The 19,168-nt window shown below is 73.1% G+C and carries 12 protein-coding genes (1 of these 12 cut by a window edge); 8 read left to right on the top strand and 4 right to left on the bottom strand.

The features are described 5' to 3' along the window. The first annotated feature begins 192 nt into the window (after positions 1–192). On the top strand, positions 193–1,662 hold the full coding sequence (gene zwf / locus FH609_RS04840) for a glucose-6-phosphate dehydrogenase (RefSeq protein WP_226961412.1): 1,470 nt from the start codon (positions 193–195) through the stop codon (positions 1,660–1,662). Continuing rightward, positions 1,659–3,527 carry a glycoside hydrolase family 15 protein gene (locus FH609_RS04835; protein ID WP_139665943.1) on the top strand — a complete coding sequence of 623 codons (1,869 nt, stop codon included), beginning with the start codon at positions 1,659–1,661 and terminating at the stop codon, positions 3,525–3,527. The genes zwf and FH609_RS04835 overlap by 4 nt, the downstream gene beginning before the upstream one ends. On the opposite strand, the gene FH609_RS04830 is transcribed toward FH609_RS04835, so the two are convergent. Beyond that, positions 3,490–4,131, bottom strand: coding sequence for a TetR/AcrR family transcriptional regulator (locus FH609_RS04830; RefSeq protein WP_139665942.1), 642 nt, complete (start codon positions 4,129–4,131; stop codon positions 3,490–3,492). The two genes, FH609_RS04835 and FH609_RS04830, sit on opposite strands and share 38 nt — an antisense overlap. 179 nt (positions 4,132–4,310) lie before the next feature. On the opposite strand from FH609_RS04830, the gene FH609_RS04825 reads away from it, so the two are divergent. Then, complete coding sequence (locus FH609_RS04825) at positions 4,311–5,117, top strand: 2-oxo acid dehydrogenase subunit E2 (RefSeq protein ID WP_226961411.1); 807 nt, start codon at positions 4,311–4,313, stop codon at positions 5,115–5,117. Further along, positions 5,114–6,154, top strand: a complete 1,041-nt coding sequence (locus FH609_RS04820; protein WP_139665941.1) for an alpha/beta hydrolase — start codon at positions 5,114–5,116, stop codon at positions 6,152–6,154. The genes FH609_RS04825 and FH609_RS04820 overlap by 4 nt, the downstream gene beginning before the upstream one ends. A 31-nt stretch (positions 6,155–6,185) precedes the next feature. Here FH609_RS04820 and FH609_RS04815 read toward each other — a convergent pair whose 3' ends face one another. Beyond that, positions 6,186–6,797 carry a TetR/AcrR family transcriptional regulator gene (locus FH609_RS04815; protein WP_139665940.1) on the bottom strand — a complete coding sequence of 204 codons (612 nt, stop codon included), beginning with the start codon at positions 6,795–6,797 and terminating at the stop codon, positions 6,186–6,188. Between the two features lie 123 nt (positions 6,798–6,920). Here FH609_RS04815 and FH609_RS04810 point away from each other — a divergent pair, with 123 nt between their 5' ends. The 3 genes from FH609_RS04810 to FH609_RS04800 all read left to right on the top strand — a co-directional run bounded on the left by FH609_RS04810 (position 6,921) and on the right by FH609_RS04800 (position 11,695). Next, entirely contained in the window at positions 6,921–8,471 is a 1,551-nt protein-coding gene (locus tag FH609_RS04810; protein WP_139665939.1) for an MFS transporter, read from the top strand. A 246-nt stretch (positions 8,472–8,717) separates the two neighbouring features. Further along, positions 8,718–10,220 carry an FAD-dependent monooxygenase gene (locus tag FH609_RS04805; protein ID WP_139665938.1) on the top strand — a complete coding sequence of 501 codons (1,503 nt, stop codon included), beginning with the start codon at positions 8,718–8,720 and terminating at the stop codon, positions 10,218–10,220. Then, positions 10,217–11,695: an FAD-dependent monooxygenase gene (locus FH609_RS04800; RefSeq protein ID WP_139665937.1), complete on the top strand. Its 1,479-nt coding sequence runs from the start codon at positions 10,217–10,219 to the stop codon at positions 11,693–11,695. The genes FH609_RS04805 and FH609_RS04800 overlap by 4 nt, the downstream gene beginning before the upstream one ends. 91 nt (positions 11,696–11,786) lie before the next feature. On the opposite strand, the gene FH609_RS04795 is transcribed toward FH609_RS04800, so the two are convergent. Together FH609_RS04795 and FH609_RS04790 are read right to left on the bottom strand one after the other, a co-directional pair. Next, positions 11,787–12,677, bottom strand: a complete 891-nt coding sequence (locus FH609_RS04795; protein WP_139665936.1) for a TIGR03620 family F420-dependent LLM class oxidoreductase — start codon at positions 12,675–12,677, stop codon at positions 11,787–11,789. 223 nt (positions 12,678–12,900) lie between these two features. Next, the gene (locus FH609_RS04790; protein ID WP_193317767.1) at positions 12,901–14,073 is read right to left on the bottom strand and encodes a cytochrome P450; all 1,173 of its coding nucleotides are present in this window, start codon (positions 14,071–14,073) and stop codon (positions 12,901–12,903) included. A gap of 325 nt (positions 14,074–14,398) precedes the next feature. Between FH609_RS04790 and FH609_RS31445 the strand changes: the two genes are divergently transcribed. Beyond that, positions 14,399–19,168, top strand: partial view of a type I polyketide synthase gene (locus tag FH609_RS31445; protein ID WP_152311251.1) — the 5' end (the start) only. Its footprint extends 19,599 nt past the window's final position; only the first 4,770 of its 24,369 coding nucleotides appear in the window; the start codon lies at positions 14,399–14,401; its stop codon lies off the right edge, out of view.

The following is a 19,168-nucleotide window of genomic DNA, read 5'->3' as shown; positions in this document are numbered from 1 at the left end:
ACACCACGAGGGGCCCGGCTCGCGCCGGGCCCCTTCTGTTTGCCCCCTTTCTCCCAGCCCTCTTTCTCCGCGCCCGTTTTCTCCGCACCCTTTCTCTTTTCTCCGCGCCCCGGCGGGTTCCGTTGGCCGTGACCGCATTGGCACGCAGAGTGAGAGGAACTGTCCGGCGCGCCCCAGGGAGACGACCGCCACGTGAACGCCGCCGATCACCCCGCGCCCGCCAGGGCCCTGGCCGATCCCCAGGTCATCGTCGTCTTCGGCGCCACCGGCGACCTGGCCCGGCGCAACCTCTTCCCCGGGCTGTTCCGCCTGTACGCGGCCGGGCTGCTGCCGGAGGAGTTCCACGTCATCGGCTCCGGGCGGCACGCGCCGGGCAGCGACGAGGAGTTCCGGGACCGACTGGGCGCGGCGGTCCGGAAGTTCGCCGGGGACGTCTTCGACGAACGGCGCTGGGACACGTTCGCCGCCCGGCTCGGCTTCGTCGCCTCCTCGGCCGACGACGGCGCGGAGCTGGCCGCCGCCGTCGACCGCGCGCGGCGCACCACCGCGGAAGGGAAAGGACAACGGGCCCGGCTGCTGCTCTACCTCTCCGTTCCGCCGGCCATCGCCGGCGCCATGGTGGAGATGCTCGGCGCGACCGGCCTGGCCGACGACGCCACCCTGGTGATGGAGAAGCCGTTCGGCACCGACCTGGCCAGCGCCCGCGCGCTGGACGCCACCATCGCCGGCATCGTCCCGGAGGAACGGGTCTTCCGCATCGACCACTTCCTGGGCCTGGAGGCCGTGCGCACGCTGCTCGCCCTCCGCTTCGGCAACGGGCTGTTCGAGTCCTTCTGGAACCGCGAGCACATCGCCTCGGTGGTGATCGACGTGCCGGAGGACCTGGGGCTTGAGGGCCGCGCCGGGTTCATGGAGTCCACCGGGACGTTCCGCGACATGGTCACCACCCACCTCTGCCAGATCCTCGGCGTCGTCGCCCTCGAACCGCCGGCCCGGCTGACCGCCGACGCGCTGCGCGCCGAGAAGCTGCGGGTGTTCCGGGCGCTGCGCCCGTTCGACCCGGCCGAGACGGTCTTCGGCCAGTTCGACGGCTATCGGGCGGAGGAGGGCGTCGCCGAGGACTCGACGGTGGAGACCTTCGTCGCGCTGCGCGCCCGGGTGGACAACTGGCGCTGGCGCGGCGTCCCGTTCCTGCTCCGCACCGGCAAGGCGATGGGCAGCTCGCAGCGGCTGCTCACGGTGACCTTCCGCGAGCCGCCGCTCGACCTCTTCGGCGCGGGGGACCTCGACGAGGGGAACGGGGCGCGCCCGCCCGACGCGCTGACGCTGGAGCTGAGCGACCACCCGCTGGTGCGGCTGCGGCTGGCGGCCAGCCGCCCGGGGGCCCAACCGCGCCTGGGGCGCGGGGACTTCGCCTTCCGGCCGGCGGAGTTCTTCGCCGACGACGAGCCGCTGGAGGCGTATACCCGGCTGCTGCTGGACGCGCTGCGCTGCGACCAGACGCTGTTCACGGGCGCCGCCGAGGTGGAGCGGCTGTGGGAGGTGTGCGAGCCGGTGCTGCGCGAGCCGCCGGACCCGTTGCCCTACGCCCGGGGCTCGTGGGGGCCGGAGGCGGCGCTGCGGCTGGCCGACCCGCACGGCTGGGCGGTGCCGGAGGCATGAGGCCACTCGACCCGCCCTATCTGCCGATCGCCGAACACGGCCTGATCGGCGACCTGCGCACGGCGGCGCTGGTCGGCACCGACGGCCGGATCGACTGGTTCTGCGCGCCGCGATTCGACTCGCCGAGCGTCTTCGGCGCGCTGCTCGACCCGGAGAAGGGCGGCCACTGGCTGATCGCGCCGGGCTGCCGGGTGGCGCGGCGGCAGCAGTTCTACTTCCCCGACACCAACATCCTGATCACCAGGATGCTCACCGAGGACGGCATGGTCGAGGTCCAGGACTTCATGCCGGTGCTGCGGGAGCGCGACCCGGACCACCGGCAGCGGCTGGTGCGGCGGGTGGTGGCCGTCCGGGGCGCGATGCGGATGTGGACCGAGGTGGCGCCCCGATTCGACTACGGGCGCGGCGACCACCGGGCCGAACCGACGCCCGGCGGCGTCCGGTTCGTCGGTGAGGGCACGGGCGAGGGGCTGACGCTCTCGCTGCTGTCCAGCACGCCGCTGGACGTGGCGGGCCGGGACGCCGGGGGCGGGTTCCGGCTGGCGGAGGGCGAGTCGGCGCTGTTCGTCCTGGACACGGCGGGCGGCACCGCGCCCGGCGGGCTGGACGCGGCGGAGGCGGAGCGGCTGTTCGACGCGACGGTCGCGTTCTGGCGGCGCTGGGTCGGCCAGTCCGTCTACGCCGGGCGGTGGCGCGAGGCGGTGCACCGCTCCGCGCTCACCCTGAAGCTGCTCACCCACGAGCCGTCCGGCGCGCTGATCGCCGCGCCCACGCTGGGCCTGCCGGAGCGGCTGGGCGGGGAGCGGAACTGGGACTACCGGCACGTGTGGATCAGGGACGCCGCGTTCTCCCTCTACGCGCTGCTGCGGCTGGGCTTCACCAACGAGGCGGAGGCGTTCATCAACTGGCTGACCAGGCATCTGCACACCGCGACCGAGGGCGAGCCCGGGCCGGCCGGGCCGCTGCGGGTGATGTACAGCATCGACGGGGACCCGCGCCTGCCCGAGGAGCGGCTGGACCATCTCGCCGGCTACTGCGGCTCCCGCCCGGTGCGCACCGGGAACAGCGCGTCCGACCAGTTCCAGCTCGACATCTACGGCGAACTCGTCGACTCCATCTACCTGTTCAACAAGTACGGCACCGGCATCTCGCACGACAGCTGGACCCGGCTGTGCGGCAAGCTGGAGTGGATGCTGGAGCACTGGGACCAGCCCGACGAGAGCATCTGGGAGACCCGCGCCGGCCGGCAGAACCACACCTACTCGCGGGTGATGTGCTGGGTCGCCGTCGAACGCATGGTGCGGATGGCGCGGCAGCGCGGGCTGCCCGGGGACCTGCCGCGCTGGATGGCGGCGCGGGACCGGATCTACGCGCAGATCATGGAGCGCGGCTGGGACCCGGAGGCCGGCACGTTCGTCCAGCGGCTGCGCGACACCACCGACCCGGCGCGTCAACGGCCGTCCGAGCGGCCGGTGTTGGACGCCTCGCTGCTGCTGATGCCGATGGTGAAGCTGATCTCGCCGACCGACCCGCGTTTCCTCTCCACGCTGGAGGCCATCACCGACAGCCTGGTCGCCGACACCCTGGTCTTCCGCTACGACCCGGCGCTCGCGCCGGACGGCCTGGGCGGCACCGAGGGGACGTTCTCGCTCTGCTCGTTCTGGTGGGTGGAGGCGCTGACTAGGGCCGGCCGGATCGAGCAGGCCAGGTTGGCGCTGGAGAAGATGTTCACCTACGCCAACCACGTCGGGCAGTACGCCGAGCAGATCAGCCTCACCGGCGAGCATCTGGGCAACTTCCCGCAGGCGTTCACGCATCTGGCGCTGATCAGCGCGGCGGCCAACCTGGACCGGGCGATGGGCTGAGCTTTTCGAGGGGCGGGCAGGCCAGTCCGTCGACGAACAGTGCCAACGCCCGGTCGGTGAGGCGGTCGCGGTCCGGCGTCCTGGGCCCCGGCAGCGGGCGGCTGAGCTGCACCAGCGCGACCAGCAGGTCCTCCGGCGCCACCTCGGCCCGCAACCGCCGTGCGCGGTGGGCCCGTTCGACCAGCGCGCGCACGGCGGCCAGCAGGCGCGCCCGCCACTCCGCCAGCTCGGGGTCCCGGCCGCCCTCGTACAGCAGCAGCCCGCCGAGCACGGCGACGCGCTCCCTGGCCGCCGCGCGCGCGAACCGGCGCAGCGCGGCGAGCCCGTCCTGCTCCTCCCGCCCCGCCCGTTCGGCCTCCCGCACCAGGCGCTCGGAGACGGCGACCAGCACGGCGCGCTCCAGCGTCGCCCGGTTGGCGAAGTGCCGGTAGAGGGTCGCGTTGCCGACTCCGGCGCGGCGGGCGATGTCGTCCAGCGGCGCTTCGGGGCCGAGTTCGACGAACGCGTCACGGGCCGCGGCCAACAGCGCCTCGCGGTTGCGCCGCCGATCGGCGCGGTCGCGCCGGATACCGGGCGGCGTGCCCCGTTCGGCGGTGTCGGTCATCGCGCCCCTTCCTCAGGCCGTTTCCGCCAAGCCTCGCCGGGCGCCCTCAAGCCCCGCCAAAGGCGCCGGGCAGGGCGGGGCGGGTCGGGGTCGGGCGCGGGTCAGGGCTGGCCAAGGCTCGCTTAAGCCGGCTCCCCCATGCTGGGCCGGGTCCCACTTCCGTCGCGAAGGGAAAGGCAGTGGACAGCTCATCAGGCGAGAGGGACGACGGGGCCGCGGCCACGGAGCCGTTCCCCCGGCAGCGCCGCCACACGCTGTACTTCCTCCGGGAGATCCGGGCGTTCTCCCCGGTCTTCCTGGACACCGAGGTGGACATGACGCGGGTGCGGGCCCACCAGGAGGCCGAGCGGGCTTCCGGGCAGCACTACTCGACGTTCACCTGCGTGCTGCACTCCGCCGCGCGGGTCCTGGCCCGGCACCCGGAGGCGAACGCCGCCATCGGCGGCCGGTTGCGGCCCCGGGTGGCCCGTTACGACGCGGTGAACGTCAAGATCACCCTGGACAAGCGCGTCGGGGGCCGGCGGGTGGTGCTCTCCACGGTGCTTCCCTCGGTGGAGACGGCGACGCTGGGCGAGATCCAGAAGCAGGTGGAGCACTACCGCGCCGGAGACCCCGACTCCATGCCGGAGTTCGAGGGGGTGCGCACCCTGCACCGGCTGCCCCGGCTGGTGGGCGCGGCCGGGTTCCGCCGCACCGTGCGGCCGCTGGCCGCGAGGGCGCGGCTGCTGGGCACCCTGGCCGTCACCTCGTTGGGACATCTGCCGGTGGACGGCTTCCACTCGGTGGGAGGCACGACCGTCACGCTGGGGCTCGGCCGGGTGGTCGAGCGGCCGGTGGTCCGCGACGGGCAGATCGTGGTCGCGCCCGTGATGCGGCTCAACCTGGCGTTCGACCACCGGGTGATCGACGGTGCCGAGGCCGGCGACATCCTCGCCGAGATCCGGGAGTCCCTGGAGAACTTCGCCACCGAGGAGGTGCGGGCGTGAACAGCGTCGAGGAGCTGAAGCAGTTCGTGGTGGTCCACTCGCGCGCCCAGGGGCTGCCCGGGGAACTGTACGAGGGGGTGTTGACGCGGATCGAGCACGACGGCGAGGGGCCCGGGTCCTGGACCGCCGAGTGGTCGGCCGCCGCCGAGCGGCTGGCGGAGGAGGGCAACCTGCTGGCGGCCTGCCAGTGTTGGAACACCGCGCGGTTTCCCTTCGTCAACGGTCCGGCGCGCGCCGAGGCGTTGACGCGCTGCGTGGACGCCTACGGGCGGTGGAGCGCCGAGCAGGCGAACATCCGGCGGATCGAGGTCCAGTTGGACGACGGTTCGGCGGGGCCGAAGGGCCGCTTCTTCTGCTGGGCGGGCGGGCTGTCCCCGACCGAGGAACGGCCGCTGCTGCTGCTGATGGGCGGCATCGTCAGCGTCAAGGAGCAGTGGGCGCCGGCGCTGGCGCAGGCGGAGGCGACCGGGATGGCCATGGTCGCCGCCGAGTTGCCCGGGGTCGGGGAGAACACCCTGACCTACACGCCCGACAGCTGGCGGATGCTGCCCGCGCTGCTGGACGCGCTGGCCGAACACGGCCGGGTGGGGCAGGTGTACGCGGCGGCGATGAGCTTCAGCGGGCATCTCGCGCTGCGCGCCGCGCTCCACGAGCCCCGCATCCGGGGTGTGGTGACGGTGGGCGCGCCGGTGAGCGGCTTCTTCACGGACCGCGACTGGTACGACCGCAGCGTACCCCGGGTCACCAAGGACACGCTGGCCCATCTGACGGGGCTGGGCCCGGCCGAACTCCTGGACGGCCTCGGCGCGTTCGCGCTGCGCGACGAGGAGCTGGCCGGCCTGCGGATTCCGGTGGGCTACACGGTGAGCCTGCGGGACGAGATCATCCCGGCGTCGGACGTCGCGACGCTGCGCCGGCTGGTGCCCGACCTGCGGCTGAACGAGCACGACGACGTGCACGGCTCTCCCGAGCATGTGGACGAGACCAGGGCGTGGACGGTGGAGACGGTCTTCGGGATGATGGCGCCGCCCTCGTGAGCGGGTCGGCGGCGTGCCGCCCGGGCGCGGCTCAGCGGGAGACCAGCGGCAGGATCACGTCGTCCACGACGGCGGCGAGGTAGCGGTCGCTGAGGCGCGGTCGGCCGGTGATGACGGCGTGGATGACCATGGCGGGGCCGACGGTGGCCACCCGGTCGTTGACGGCCTCCGCGCGCAGCTGGCCGGCGGCGACGCCCTCCCGCAGCACCTGGAGGGTGAGTTCGTGACACGGCGTCATGACGCGGTCGCCGAACAGGCTGTGCACCATGCCCTGGGCGGCGGTCGCCTCGCCCCGCACCGCGCGGAAGACCTCGCCGTAGCTGAGCCGGATGGCGTCCCGCACGCAGGTCACCAGGGCCAGCAGGTCGGTGCGCGGGTCGCCGGTCAACTCGATCTCCGCCGGGTCGGGCAGCGCGCTGCGCAGGGCGTCGGCGACGAGTTCGTCGCGGTTGGCCCAGCGGCGGTAGAGGGCCGCCTTCCCGGTGCCGGCCGCCGCCGCGACGCTGTCCATGCTCAGCCGCGCGTAGCCGACGGTGCGCAGCTCTTCGAGAGCGGCGTCCAGGATCGCCTTCCGCAGCACCTCGCCCCGGCGTCGAGTGCCGCCGGGGGACGGGGAGTTGGACTCGGAGGCGGAGGCAGTCATCAGTCGCTTTCCCCTTGTGCCGCAGGTCAGTAGGGCTCGTTGCACGCCACTCTAGCCACGGATATAGTGAACAGGCACGTCTACTAAATAACCAGAGTACCCCGGCCGCTCTTGGAGGAGCGCGTGTCCACAGTGTCGTCCTCGACCACATCCCCCCCAGCCTCCGGCGCCCCCAAGCAGGGCAACTCAGGCATCGTTATCGCCATCATTGTCATCTGCCAGTTCATGGTGGGCCTGGACGCGACCGTGGTGAACATCGCGCTGCCGGAGATCCACCACGCGCTGGAGTTCAGCCGCACCAGCCTCGCCTGGGTCACCAGCGCCTACACCCTGGCGTTCGGCGGCCTGCTGCTGCTCGGCGGCCGCGCCGGCGACATCCTCGGCCGGCGCCGCATGTTCGTGCTCGGCCTGGTCCTCTTCGGCGGCGCCTCGCTGGTCGGCGGACTCGCCGGCAACGCCGAGATGCTGCTCGCCATGCGCACGCTCCAGGGCGTCGGCGCCGCGCTCGCCGCCCCCAACTCCCTTGCCCTGATCGCCACCAACGTCGAGGAGGAGCACCGCCCCAAGGCGTACGCCGGCGTCGCCGCCTCCTACGCGGCGAGCCTGGCGCTCGGCCTGATCGCCGGCGGGATGCTCACCGAGTGGGGCTCCTGGCGCTGGGTCATGTTCATCGCCGTGCCGATGGCGCTGGTGGTCCTCGTGCTGGCGCCCAAGTACCTGACGGAGCCCGAGCGGGTTCCCGGCAAGTTCGACATCGCAGGCGCCGCCCTCTCCGTCGGCTTCATGACCGCCCTGGTGTACGGCCTGATCAACTCGGCCGAGGAGGGCTGGAGCCACAACGAGACCGTGATTCCGCTGGTCGCCTCGGGTGTCCTGCTGCTCGCGTTCATCGCGGTGGAGTTCCGGGCCGAGCAGCCGATCATGCCGCTGAGCATCTTCGCCAACCGCAACGTGTCCGCCTCCTTCTTCGACCTGATGGCGCTGACGGCCGTCATGGCGGGCACCAACTTCTTCGTCACCCAACTCCTTCAGGACGTCTTCGACTTCAGCGCCATCAGGGCGGGCCTCGCGTTCCTCCCGATGGCCGCCGGCATCCTGACGGCGGGTGGCATCGCCAGCAAGCTGCTCCAGCAGGTCCGCAGCCAGTACGTGGTGATGGCCGGCTGCGTGCTGATCTTCAGCGGAATGCTGTGGATGTCGCAGGTCTCCCTCGACACCACCTACGCCAACGGCGTCCTCGGGCCGATCATGCTCTTCGGCTTCGGCGCCGGCACGGCGTTCACCGCGTTGACCTCGATCATCCTGTCCAGCCCCTCGGAGAAGCACGCCGGTGCCGTCTCCAGTGTGCTGGAGGTCATGCAGTGGGTGGGCTTCTCGCTGGGCGTCGGCATCCTGATCACCGTGTTCGGACGGAGCAGCAGCAGCGCTGCCGAGGACCTGCCGGCGGACCTGGCGGGCGACCGCGTCGCGGACTACCTGATGGTCGAGGGCATGAGTGCCGCGTTCGTGGCGTCCCTCATCTTCGCGGTGCTCGCGCTGATCGCCGCGTTCATCCTGCGGACCGCCAAGCCGGAGCCGCCCGCCGCCGAGTCGGCGACGGCCGAGGGCCAGGACCCCGAAGGCCAGGACGCCGAGGGCGCCGAGCCGCCCGCCGAGGCCGCGCCCCGGTCCTGACGGACCCTCCCCCACGGGAACTCCCCCCACGGACGGCCCCCCGCATCGTCGCCCGTGTTCCCCGACGCCGGCCCGGAGCATTCGCCTCCGGGCCGGCGTCGTCCTTCCCGCGCCAGGCGCCGCGCGGCCTTTGCGGTTGAGAACGCCTTTAGGTCCGCGATGTCGGCCCTTCAGTCGCACGGCCAATCCTGAAGGGAGCCCACCCACTCCTCTCAGGCACCAGCGCCGTGCCGGAAAGCAGGCATCTTGTCGAACACAGTGGTGATCGCGGGCGGCGGGCCCTCAGGTCTGATGCTCGCCAGCGAACTGGCCCTCGCCGGCGTTCAGGCCGTGGTCATCGAACGCCTGCCCGAGCCGAGCGGCTACTCGCGCTCGCTGACCCTCCAGGCCAGGTCCCAGGAGGTCTTCGAGCAGCGCGGCCTGAACCGGTTCTCCGAGTACCCGCCGGTGGCGTCCTACAACTTCGGCCTGGTCGAGATGCAGGAGTCGGTCGACACCAGCCTGCTGCCGCTCTTCGTGCCCCAGAAGGCTGTCGAGGACCTGCTGGAGGAGCACTGTCTGGAGCTGGGGGTCGACATCAGGCGCGGCGAGGAGGTCACCGGCTTCGAGCAGGACGAGGACGGCGTGACCGTCGCCATCCGCAAGGCCGACGGCACGGAGTACCAGCAGCGCGGCGGCTATCTGGTGGGCTGTGACGGTGGCCGCAGCACCGTCCGCAAGGCCGCCGGCATCGGGTTCCCCGGCACCGAGTCCACGGCCAACGGGCTGACCGCCGACGTCCACACCTCGCCCGACGAGACGCTGTTCCTGCACCCCACCCTCACCCAGGAGGGCTTCTACGCGGCGATCCCGGTCAAGCCGGGCCAGTACCGCGTGACGGCCTTCGAGTTCGGGGTGCCCAAGACCAGCGACTCCATCCCGCCCACGGTCGAGGAGTTCCAGGCGGCGTTCAAGCGCTGCTCCGGCATCGACCTGGAGCTGCTGCGGACCAGCGAACTCAAGTGGCTCTCCCGGGTGGGCAACGCCGCCCGGCTTGCCGACACCTACCGGGTCGGCCGGGTCTTCCTGGCCGGCGACGCCTGCCACATCCACCTGCCGGTCAGCGGCCAGGGCCTGAACACCGGTATCCAGGACGCGTTCAACCTCGGCTGGAAGCTGGCCGCAACCATCAACGGCTGGGCGCCCGACGGCCTGCTCGACACCTACAACGAGGAGCGCCGCCCGGTCGGCCAGCGGGTCTGCTGGAACACCAAGGCGCAGGACGCGCTGCTCTACCCGTTGAACGTGGTCCAGCCGCTGCGGGAGCTGTTCGGCGAGCTGGTCAAGATCGACGAGGTCAACACCTACCTGATGGACATGCTCACCGGCCTCGGCATCCGCTACCCGGTCGGGCCGGCCGAGCCCGCCGAGGGCGCGAAGCCGCACCCGCTGCTCGGCAAGCGGGTGCCGAACGTGCCGCTGCGCACCCCGGGCGGCGACATCGACGTGGCCACGACCCTGCACAAGGGCCAGGGTGTGCTGATCGGCTTCGGTGACACCCGACTCCCGGCGGGCGTGACCGAGTCGTGGGGTGACCGGCTCAGCGTCGTGACCGCCGAGCCGAACGAGCGGCTGGCCGCCGACGCCCTGCTGATCCGCCCCGACGGCTACGCCGCCTACGTCGGCACCGACGGGGTGGACGGCGAGACGCTGGACGCCTGCCTGCGGCTGTGGCTGGGCGAGCCGAACGCCGCGGGGGTTCCCGCATGACCGAGGACAACAGCGCGCGCACGGTCCTGATCGCCGGCGGTGGCCCCACGGGGCTGCTGCTCGCCGCCGAGCTGCGCCGGGCCGGCATCGACGCCGTGGTGCTGGAGCGCCGCACCGAACGCGTCGAGCACTCGCGGGGCATGGCGATGCACGGCCGCACCCTCCAGGTGTTGGAGGAGCGCGGCCTGGCGGCCACGCTGCGGGAGCAGGGCCTCTTCCCCTGGCCGCGCACGCCGTTCGGGTTCCTCTGGCTCGACCTGGACGCCGTCGGGCCCGAGGAGTTCACCTACGGCTTCCCCCAGTGGCGCACCGAGGTGGCCCTGGAGGCGCACGCCGAGACGCTGGGCGTCGACATCCGGCGCGGGCACGAGCTGCTGGGCCTGACGCAGGACGCGACCGGCGTCACGGCCCGGGTGCGGGACGGCGCCGGCGGAGAGCCGTACGAGCTGCGCGCGGCCTACCTCGTCGGCTGCGACGGGGTGGACAGCCTCGTCAGAAAGGCCGTGGGCATCAGCCTGGAGGACCATCAACCGTCGCACTACTACGGCGTGTTGGGCGACATCGAGATCGCCGAGGGCGAGCCGGTCGACTTCGACGCCGGCCTGCACGCCGACGGCGTGTTCGGGGTGATCCCGCTCGGGCCGAACGTGCTGCGGCTGATGACCATCGAGTTCGCCGAGCCGCCGGACGCGGACCGCGCGTCCGAGGTCACGGTCGCGGAGCTGCGGGCCAGCGTGGCGCGGATCGTCGGCAAGGAGCCCGACGTGGAGCAGGCCCAGTTCCTGGCCCGGTTCGGCGGGCCCAGCACGGTGGCCGAACGGTACCGCGAGGGCCGGGTGCTGCTCGCGGGCGACGCGGCGCACAGCCTCTTCGTCTCCGGCACCCAGGGCCTCAACGCCGGGGTGCAGGACGCCGTCAACCTGGGCTGGAAGCTGGCCGCCGAGATCCGGGGCTGGGCCCCCGAGGGGCTGCTCGACAGCTACCAGGAGGAGCGCCGGTCCGCCGCCGCGCGGGCCGTCGCCCACGCCAGGGCCCAGATGGCGCTGATGCACCCGCTGGAGACGGTCACCCCGCTGCGGGAACTGGTCGAGGAGCTGTTCCGCTTCCAGGACGTCAACCGGCACCTGCTCACCATGACGGCGCAGACCGGCTACCCGGCGGGCGACGGGAAGAACCCGCTGACCGGGCAGCACCTGCCGCATGTCACGCTGCGCACCGCGGAAGGCGAGCGGAACACCGCGGAGTTGCTGGGCACCGGCCGGGGCCTGCTGCTGTCGCTCGGCGACGGCGCCGGGCCGGCCACGGCGCTCGACGGCTGGGAGGACCGGGTCGACGGGGTGACGGCCGACGCCACGGACGACCTGCCGGCCGCCGCCGTGCTGGTGCGCCCCGACGGGCAGGTCGCCTTCGCCGGGGATGCCGACGACGAGGCGCTGCGGGCCGCGTTGACCACCTGGTTCGGGACGCCCCGCTGAGTCCACGCGGGGTCCACGCAGGCTGACGGTGCGGTGCCTCCGGCGGGTGGCACCGCACCGTCATCGTGTCGGGTCGGGGCGGGGCTCCTGGTCAGCGCAGTGCCGCCGCCAACTCCCGCCAGCCCTCCAGCGGAATCCTCGGGCGCCCCTCCGGCACCAGCACATACAGACACACATGGTCGGCGCCCGCCTTGAACTGCTCGGCGACGCGCCGCGTCACGGCCTCCAGGCCGCCCGAGGCGATCATCGCGTCCGCCAGCCGGTCGCTCCCGCCGGCCGAGACGTCCTCCCCGTACCCCAACTCCGCCAGCGCCCGGTCCCGGTTGGGCAGCGACGCGGCGACATGGGCGTGCGCGGTCTGCCGCGCCAGATCGGGGTCGGACTCCAGCACCACGGGCTGACCGACCGCCAGCAGCGGCTCGGGGCCCAGGATCTCGCGGGCCCGCGCGGTGTGCGCCACGGGCATCCCGAACGGCAGCGCGCCCCAGGCCCGTTGGGCGGCCAGCCCCAGCATCTGCCGGCCGACGACGCCCAGGACCCGGTTGGCCGAGGCGCCCGGCACGGTGGGCCCGAACGGCGCCGCGTCCATCGCATCCAGATAGCCGCGCATGGTGGCCACCCGGGGACCGAAGGAGTGCCCCCTGATCTGCTCCACCAGATACGGGTGGCTGTTGCCGAGACCCAGGACGAACCGCCCGGGGAACGCCTCGGCGAGGGTCCGCTCGGCCTGCGCCATCGTCACGGCGTCCCGGCCGTAGATGGTCGCGACGCCCGTGGCCACCACCAGCCGGCTGGTCGCCCCCAGCAGCAGGGTGGCCTGGGTCAGTGCCTCCCGGCCGGTGACCTCCGAGAGCCAGAGGGTCGAGTAGCCGAGTTCCTCGATCTCGGCGGCGGCGTCCTTGACCGCCGACAGCGGCTGACCGTCGAACTGGTCGGTCCACACACCGAGTCGGCCGACGTCGGGGCGTCCTTCATGAGTCATGGCATTCCCTGGGAAATTCGGATGCGGGCAGGCTCGAACGGGCGCGGCCCCAAGCCTAGGTCAGGTCCGTCCCACGCCGGCACATGTCGGCCAGGTCGCGCGCCACGGGCGAACGACCTGGCCACGGTGGACAGGAGGGGACGGACCGCGACGGCCGGGCGCCGAACTCCCCGTCGCGAGACAGGACTTCGGCGCCCGGCCGGTCGTCGTGATGAGAACGAGGTCACCAGGCCACGGGAAGTCCCAGCAGGCTGGTGCCGTAGCTGCCCTCCGACCAGGGCAGCTCCTCCGGCTCGACGGGCAGGTGCAGCTTGGGGAAACGGTCGAGCAACGCGGCGAGCACCGTCTGCAACTCCACCCGGGCCAGGTGCACGCCGGGGCAGAAGTGCCGGCCGGCGCCGAACTGCATGGTCGAGGTCTTTCCCTCGCGGTCGAAGCGCAGCTCCTCCGGGTCGGGGAACGCCTCCGGGTCGTGCCCGGCGGCGACCAGCGGGGTGAGCACCGCCTGCCCCTTGCGCACCGTGCCCGCGCCCGAGGGCAGTTCGACGTCCTCGGTGGCCAGCCGCAGCAGGCCACTGGCGCCGCCGCCGGGCGGGCTGAAGCGCAGCAGCTCCTCCACGGCCTTCGGGATCAGGTCGCGGTTGGCCAGCAGCTCCTCCCAGCGCTCCGGGAACCGCATGAGGCTCAGCACCGACCGGCTGATCGCGTTGGCGATCGTCTCGTTGCCACCGATGATCAATCCCCGGAGCATCGAGACCAGTTCGCCCTCGGTGAGCCGGTCGTCCACGTCCCGTGCGCTGATCAGGTGGTCCAGCAGCGCGTCCTGCGGGTTGGCGCGCCGCTCCTCGATGAGCGCGACGGCCCACGCGGTGAACTCGGCGGCGGCCTTGTCGCGTTCCTCCACCGGGATGGCGTCGACGGACAGCCAGGCCGCGACCCAGCCGAGCGTCCGGTCGCCCTCGTCGTCGGAGATGCCCAGCAGCCGGCACACCATCCGGGTGGGCAGCCGGTAGGCGAAGTTGGCCATCAGGTCGACCGGCGGGCCCATCCGCTCCACGTCGTCGAGGAGTTCGTCGACGATCGCCCTGACCTCGTCGCGCCACTTCTCGGCGCGGCGCGGCGTGAACGCGGAGGCGATGATGCGGCGCAGCCGCAGATGGTCGTCGCCGTGCATGTTCATCATCAACTCCGGGTCCTCCAGGACCAGGATGTTGGGGAACAGGCGGGGCGCCGACGGGTCGGACAGGTCACGCGTGAAGCGCCGGTCGTCCCCCATGATCGCCTCGATGTCCTGGTGTTTGAGCACCAGGAGCGCGGGGTCGCCCGTCGGCAACGTCACATGGCTGACGGGGCACTGCTGCCTGCGCCTGACGAACTCGGGCGGCTGGCTGGCCAACGGACCGTCCGAAAACGGAAATGAGTCAGCGGAGTCTGCCATCACAACACCTTCCATGGCTGTTCCTGTGGAGCGGCCGAAGACCGGTTCACAGGTTCGCCCCCGGCCCTGAAAACCCCCTTACCGGCTGCTTAAGCGCGCCGGCGGACGGCGCCACGGAAGGGCTGCTTAGGACTGCTTTAGAGACGGGCTAGGGAGAGACAAAGGCCCGTCACGCACCTTGGGGAAGGCTCCGCTACCCGGCTGTTCGCCCACGCCCACGCCTCGTTGAGGAGCCCCCGCCCTCAGGGCCGCGCCCTCCTTAAGGAAAGGCAGTGCACCGCGCATGACTCACCAGCCCACCTCCGTGACCCCCGCTACGGCCCCGGTGTCCGACGGCGCGGTCGCAGTCGTCGGCCTGTCCTGCCGGCTCCCGGCCGCGCCCCACCCCGCCGCCTTCTGGTCCCTGCTGCGGGAGGGCCGCGACGCCGTGACGGAGGTGCCGGGCGACCGCTGGCCGGCCGGCACGGACACGGACGGCGACCCCGGGGTGCGGCACGGCGCGTTCCTCGACCGGGTGGACACCTTCGACGCCGCGTTCTTCGGCATCAGCCCGCGCGAGGCCGCCGCCATGGACCCCCAGCAGCGGCTGATGCTGGAACTGGCCTGGGAGGTCCTGGAGGACGCCAGGGTCGCGCCCGACCGGCTGCGGGGCAGCAGGACCGGCGTCTTCGTCGGCGCCATCCGGGACGACTACGCGACCCTCCAGCGCCACGGCGCCACCGCCGTCACCCCGCACTCCCTCACCGGCCAACACCGGGGCATCATCGCCAACCGCGTCTCCTACGCCTTCGACCTGCACGGGCCCAGCCTGACCGTGGACTCCGCCCAGTCCTCGTCGCTGGTCGCGGTGCAGCTGGCCTACGAGAGCATCGTCAGGGGCGAGTCGGAGCTGGCCATCGCCGGCGGCGTGCAGCTCAACCTCGCGGTGGAGAGCGCGCTCGGCGCCTCCCGCTTCGGCGGGCTCTCCCCCGACGGGCGCTGCTTCACGTTCGACGAGCGGGCCAACGGCTATGTGCGGGGCGAGGGCGGCGGCGCCGTCCTCCTCAAGCCCCTGGCGGCCGCCCTCGCCGACGGCGACCCGGTCTACTGCGTCATCAGGGGCGGCGCCGTCAACAACGACGGCGGCACCGACGGCCTCACCGTGCCCAACCCGGAGGCCCAGGCCGAGGTGATCCGCCTGGCCTATGCCAACGCGGGCGTGGCGCCCGCCGACGTGCAGTACGTCGAACTCCACGGCACCGGCACCCGCGTCGGCGACCCGCTGGAGGCCGCCGCGCTCGGCAGCACCCTGGGCGCCGAACGGCCGGCCGACGACCCGCTGTTGGTCGGCTCGGCCAAGACCAACGTGGGCCACCTGGAGGGCGCCGCCGGCATCGTCGGCCTGCTGAAGGCCGCCCTGTCGATCCATCACAGGGAGCTGCCGCCCAGCCTCAACCACGCCACACCCAACCCCCGCATCCCGCTCGACGAGCTGCGGCTGTGCGTCGCCGTCGAGACCACCGCCTGGCCGCACGCCGACCGCCAACTCGTCGCCGGCGTCAGCTCGTTCGGCATGGGCGGCACCAACTGCCACCTGGTGCTCACCGAGGCCCCGCCCGCGCCGGTCGCCGCCCCCGAACCCGCCGAGCCCGCCGCCGACGCCGGCCCGCTGCCGTGGGTGCTCTCCGGCCGCACCGAGACCGCGCTGCGCGCCCAGGCCCGGCGGCTCGCCGCCCGGCTGCGCGAGACCGACGAGCGGGACGGCGACGTCGCCGACATCGGCCTCTCCCTGGCCACCACCAGGAGCGCCCTGGAACACCGCGCCGCGGTGATCGGCACCGACCACGACGAGTTCCTGCGCGGGCTCGACGCCCTCGCGCGCGGCACCGCCGCCGCCACCGTGCTGCGGGGCCGCGCGCCGCGCGCCGGCGCGGCCGGCGGCACCGCGTTCCTCTTCCCCGGCCAGGGCAGCCAGCGCCCCGGCATGGGCCGCGAACTCCACGCCGAGAACCCGGTGTTCGCCGCCGCCCTGGACGCCGTCTGCGCCGAACTGGACCGGCACCTCGAACAGCCCCTGCTGCCCGTGCTGTTCGCCGAGGACGGCACCGAACAGGCCGCCCTGCTGGACCGCACCGACCACACCCAGCCCGCGCTCTTCGCCATCGAGGTGGCCCTCTACCGGCTCGCCGAGCACCACGGCCTGGTTCCCGACGCCCTGCTGGGCCACTCGGTCGGCGAGATCGCGGCCGCCCATGTCGCCGGCGTGCTGTCCCTGGCCGACGCCGCCACCCTGATCACCGCGCGCGGCCGCCTCCTCCAACAGGCCCGCTCCGACGGCGCCATGCTCGCCGTCGAGGCCACCGAGGACGAGGTACGCGCCCAACTCGACCCGTCAGGCCCGGTGTCGGTCGCGGCCGTCAACGGCCCGCGCGCCGTCGTCGTCTCCGGCGACGCCGACGCCGTCGAGGCGCTCGCCGCCCGGTTCGCCGAGCAGGGCCGCAGGACCAACCGGCTGCGCGTCAGCCACGCCTTCCACTCCGCGCACATGGCGGAGGCCGCCGAGCGGTTCCGCGAAGTCGCGGCAGGACTCACCTACCACGCCCCGAACGTGCCGGTGATCTCCAACATCACCGGCATCGCCGCCACGCCCGAACAGCTCGCCTCGCCCGACTACTGGGCCGAGCACATCCGCCACGAGGTCCGCTTCCTCGACGGCGTCCGCCACCTCGCCGACGACCTCGGCATCCGCGCCTACCTGGAGATCGGCCCCGGCGGCGTGCTGACCGGCCTGGCCCGCGACTGCCTCGCCGACGACACCGACACGGACGCCGCGTTCATCCCCCTGCTGCGCCGCGACCGGCCCGAGCACCGCTCCTTCGTCTCCGCCGTGGCGGACGCCCACCTGCACGGCCTGCCCACCGACTGGAACGCCCTCTTCGCCCCATATCGCCCGCGCACCGTCGCCCTGCCCACCTACGCGTTCCAGCGCCGCCGCTACTGGCTGGACGACGAGGCGCAGGCTGCCCCGGGGGCCGTCGCCGCCCCCGCCGCGCCGCCCGCCGGCGAGGAGGCACCGTCCGCCGGCGAGGAGCCGGAGGCGACGGCGCCCGGCGCCGAACTCGCCGCGCGGCTCGCCCGCTCCGAGGCCCAGGCGCAGGAGTCCGAGCTGCTGGAGCTGGTCAGGGCGCACGCCGGCGCCGTCCTCGGCCACGACGACGCGGCCGACATCGACCCCGAACTGACCTTCAGGGACCTGGGCTTCGACTCGCTCAGCGCCGTCGAGTTCCGCGACCAGCTGGCGAAGGCCACCGGGCTGCCGCTGCCCTCGGTGGTGACGTTCGACCACCCGACGCCCCGTGCCCTGGCCCGGTTCCTGCGCGCCGGTGTCCTCGGCGAGGACGTCGAGCGCCCGCTGACCCGCTCCACCGTCTCCGACGAGCCGGTGGCGATCGTCGGCATGGCCTGCCGCTACCCCGGCGACGCGAGCACGCCCGAGGCGCTGTGGGCGCTGGTCGCCGACGGGATCGACGCCATCTCCGACTTCCCGGAGAACCGTGGCTGGGACCTGGCCAACCTCTACGACCCCGACCCGGACCACCCCGGCACCACCTACACCCGGCACGGCGGATTCCTGCACGACGCGGGCGAGTTCGACCCGGCGTTCTTCGGCATCAGTCCGCGCGAGGCCACCGCGATGGACCCGCAGCAGCGGCTGCTGCTGGAGACCGCGTGGGAGGCCGTCGAACACGCCGGCATCGACCCGACGACGCTCCACGGACAGAACGTCGGCCTGTACGCCGGCGCGTCCAACAGCGAGTACGGCCCCCGCCTCCACGAGGGCGCGCCCGGGCACGACGGCTATCTGCTGACCGGCACCTCGAACAGCGTCATCAGCGGCCGCGTCGCCTACACCTTCGGCCTCGAGGGCCCGGCGGTCACCGTGGACACGGCGTGCTCCTCGTCGCTGGTGGCGCTGCATCTGGCCAGCCAGGCGCTGCGCTCCGGCGAGACCCCGCTGGCCATCGCCGGCGGCGTGACCGTGATGGCCACGCCGGGCATGTTCCTGGAGTTCAGCCGGCAGCGCGGCCTGTCCGCCGACGGCCGCTGCAAGCCGTTCGCCGACGCCGCCGACGGCACCGGCTGGGCGGAGGGCGTCGGGCTCGTCGTCCTGGAGAAGCTGTCCGACGCGCGGCGCAACGGGCACCGCGTGTTGGGTCTGATCCGGGGCAGCGCGGTCAACCAGGACGGCGCCAGCAACGGGCTGACCGCGCCCAACGGCCCCTCCCAACAGCGCGTCATCCGCCAGGCGTTGGCCAACGCCCGCCTGGAACCGGCGGATGTGGACGCCGTGGAGGCGCATGGCACGGGAACGACGCTGGGCGACCCCATCGAGGCCCAGGCGCTGCTGGCCACCTACGGCCAGGACCGGGACGCCGAGCGGCCGCTCTGGCTGGGTTCGGTGAAGTCCAACATCGGCCACACCCAGGCCGCCGCCGGCATCGCCGGCGTCATCAAGATGATCGAAGCCATGCGCCACGGCGTACTGCCCAAGACGCTGCACGTCGACCAGCCGTCGGAGCACGTCGACTGGGAGGCCGGCGCGGTCTCGCTGCTGACCGAGGCCCGGCCGTGGCCGGAGGCCGACCGGCCCCGCCGCGCCGCCGTCTCCTCCTTCGGCATCAGCGGCACCAACGCGCACATCATCCTGGAGCAGGCACCAGACGCAGAGCCGGTCAGCGCACCCGAGCCCGGTCTGCCGGTGCTGCTGTCGGCCAAAGCACCACAGGCGCTCGCCGACCAGGCCGCCCGACTCGTCTCACACCTGGAAACGCACCCCGAACTGGAGCCGGCCGAGGTCGCCGCCGCCCTCGCGGGACGGGCCCACTTCGAGCATCGGGCGGGTGTTGTCGCGGGCAGCCGGGAGGAGTTGACGGCCGGGCTGTCAGCCCTGGCCGAGGGCCGCGAACACCCGACCCTCGTCACCGGCACCGCACAACCCACCGGCAAGATCGCCTTCCTCTACTCCGGCCAGGGCAGCCAACGCGCCGGCATGGGACGAGAGTTGTATGCCGCC

The sequence above is a fragment of the Streptomyces sp. 3MP-14 genome, from assembly GCF_006334905.2.
Taxonomy (GTDB): Bacteria; Actinomycetota; Actinomycetes; order Streptomycetales; family Streptomycetaceae; genus Streptomyces; species Streptomyces triticirhizae.
Note: the sequence above shows the minus strand (reverse complement) of the source record. Positions and strands in the feature narration are given on the sequence as shown.

Bases quoted from the DNA above. Each gene is read 5' to 3' on its own strand.
- FH609_RS04835 (WP_139665943.1), top strand. From the start codon at position 1,659: ATGAGGCCACTCGACCCGCCCTATCTGCCGATCGCCGAACACGGCCTG.
- FH609_RS04795 (WP_139665936.1), bottom strand. From the start codon at position 12,677: ATGACTCATGAAGGACGCCCCGACGTCGGCCGACTCGGTGTGTGGACC.
- FH609_RS04815 (WP_139665940.1), bottom strand. From the start codon at position 6,797: ATGACTGCCTCCGCCTCCGAGTCCAACTCCCCGTCCCCCGGCGGCACT.
- FH609_RS04800 (WP_139665937.1), top strand. From the start codon at position 10,217: ATGACCGAGGACAACAGCGCGCGCACGGTCCTGATCGCCGGCGGTGGC.
- FH609_RS04830 (WP_139665942.1), bottom strand. From the start codon at position 4,131: ATGACCGACACCGCCGAACGGGGCACGCCGCCCGGTATCCGGCGCGAC.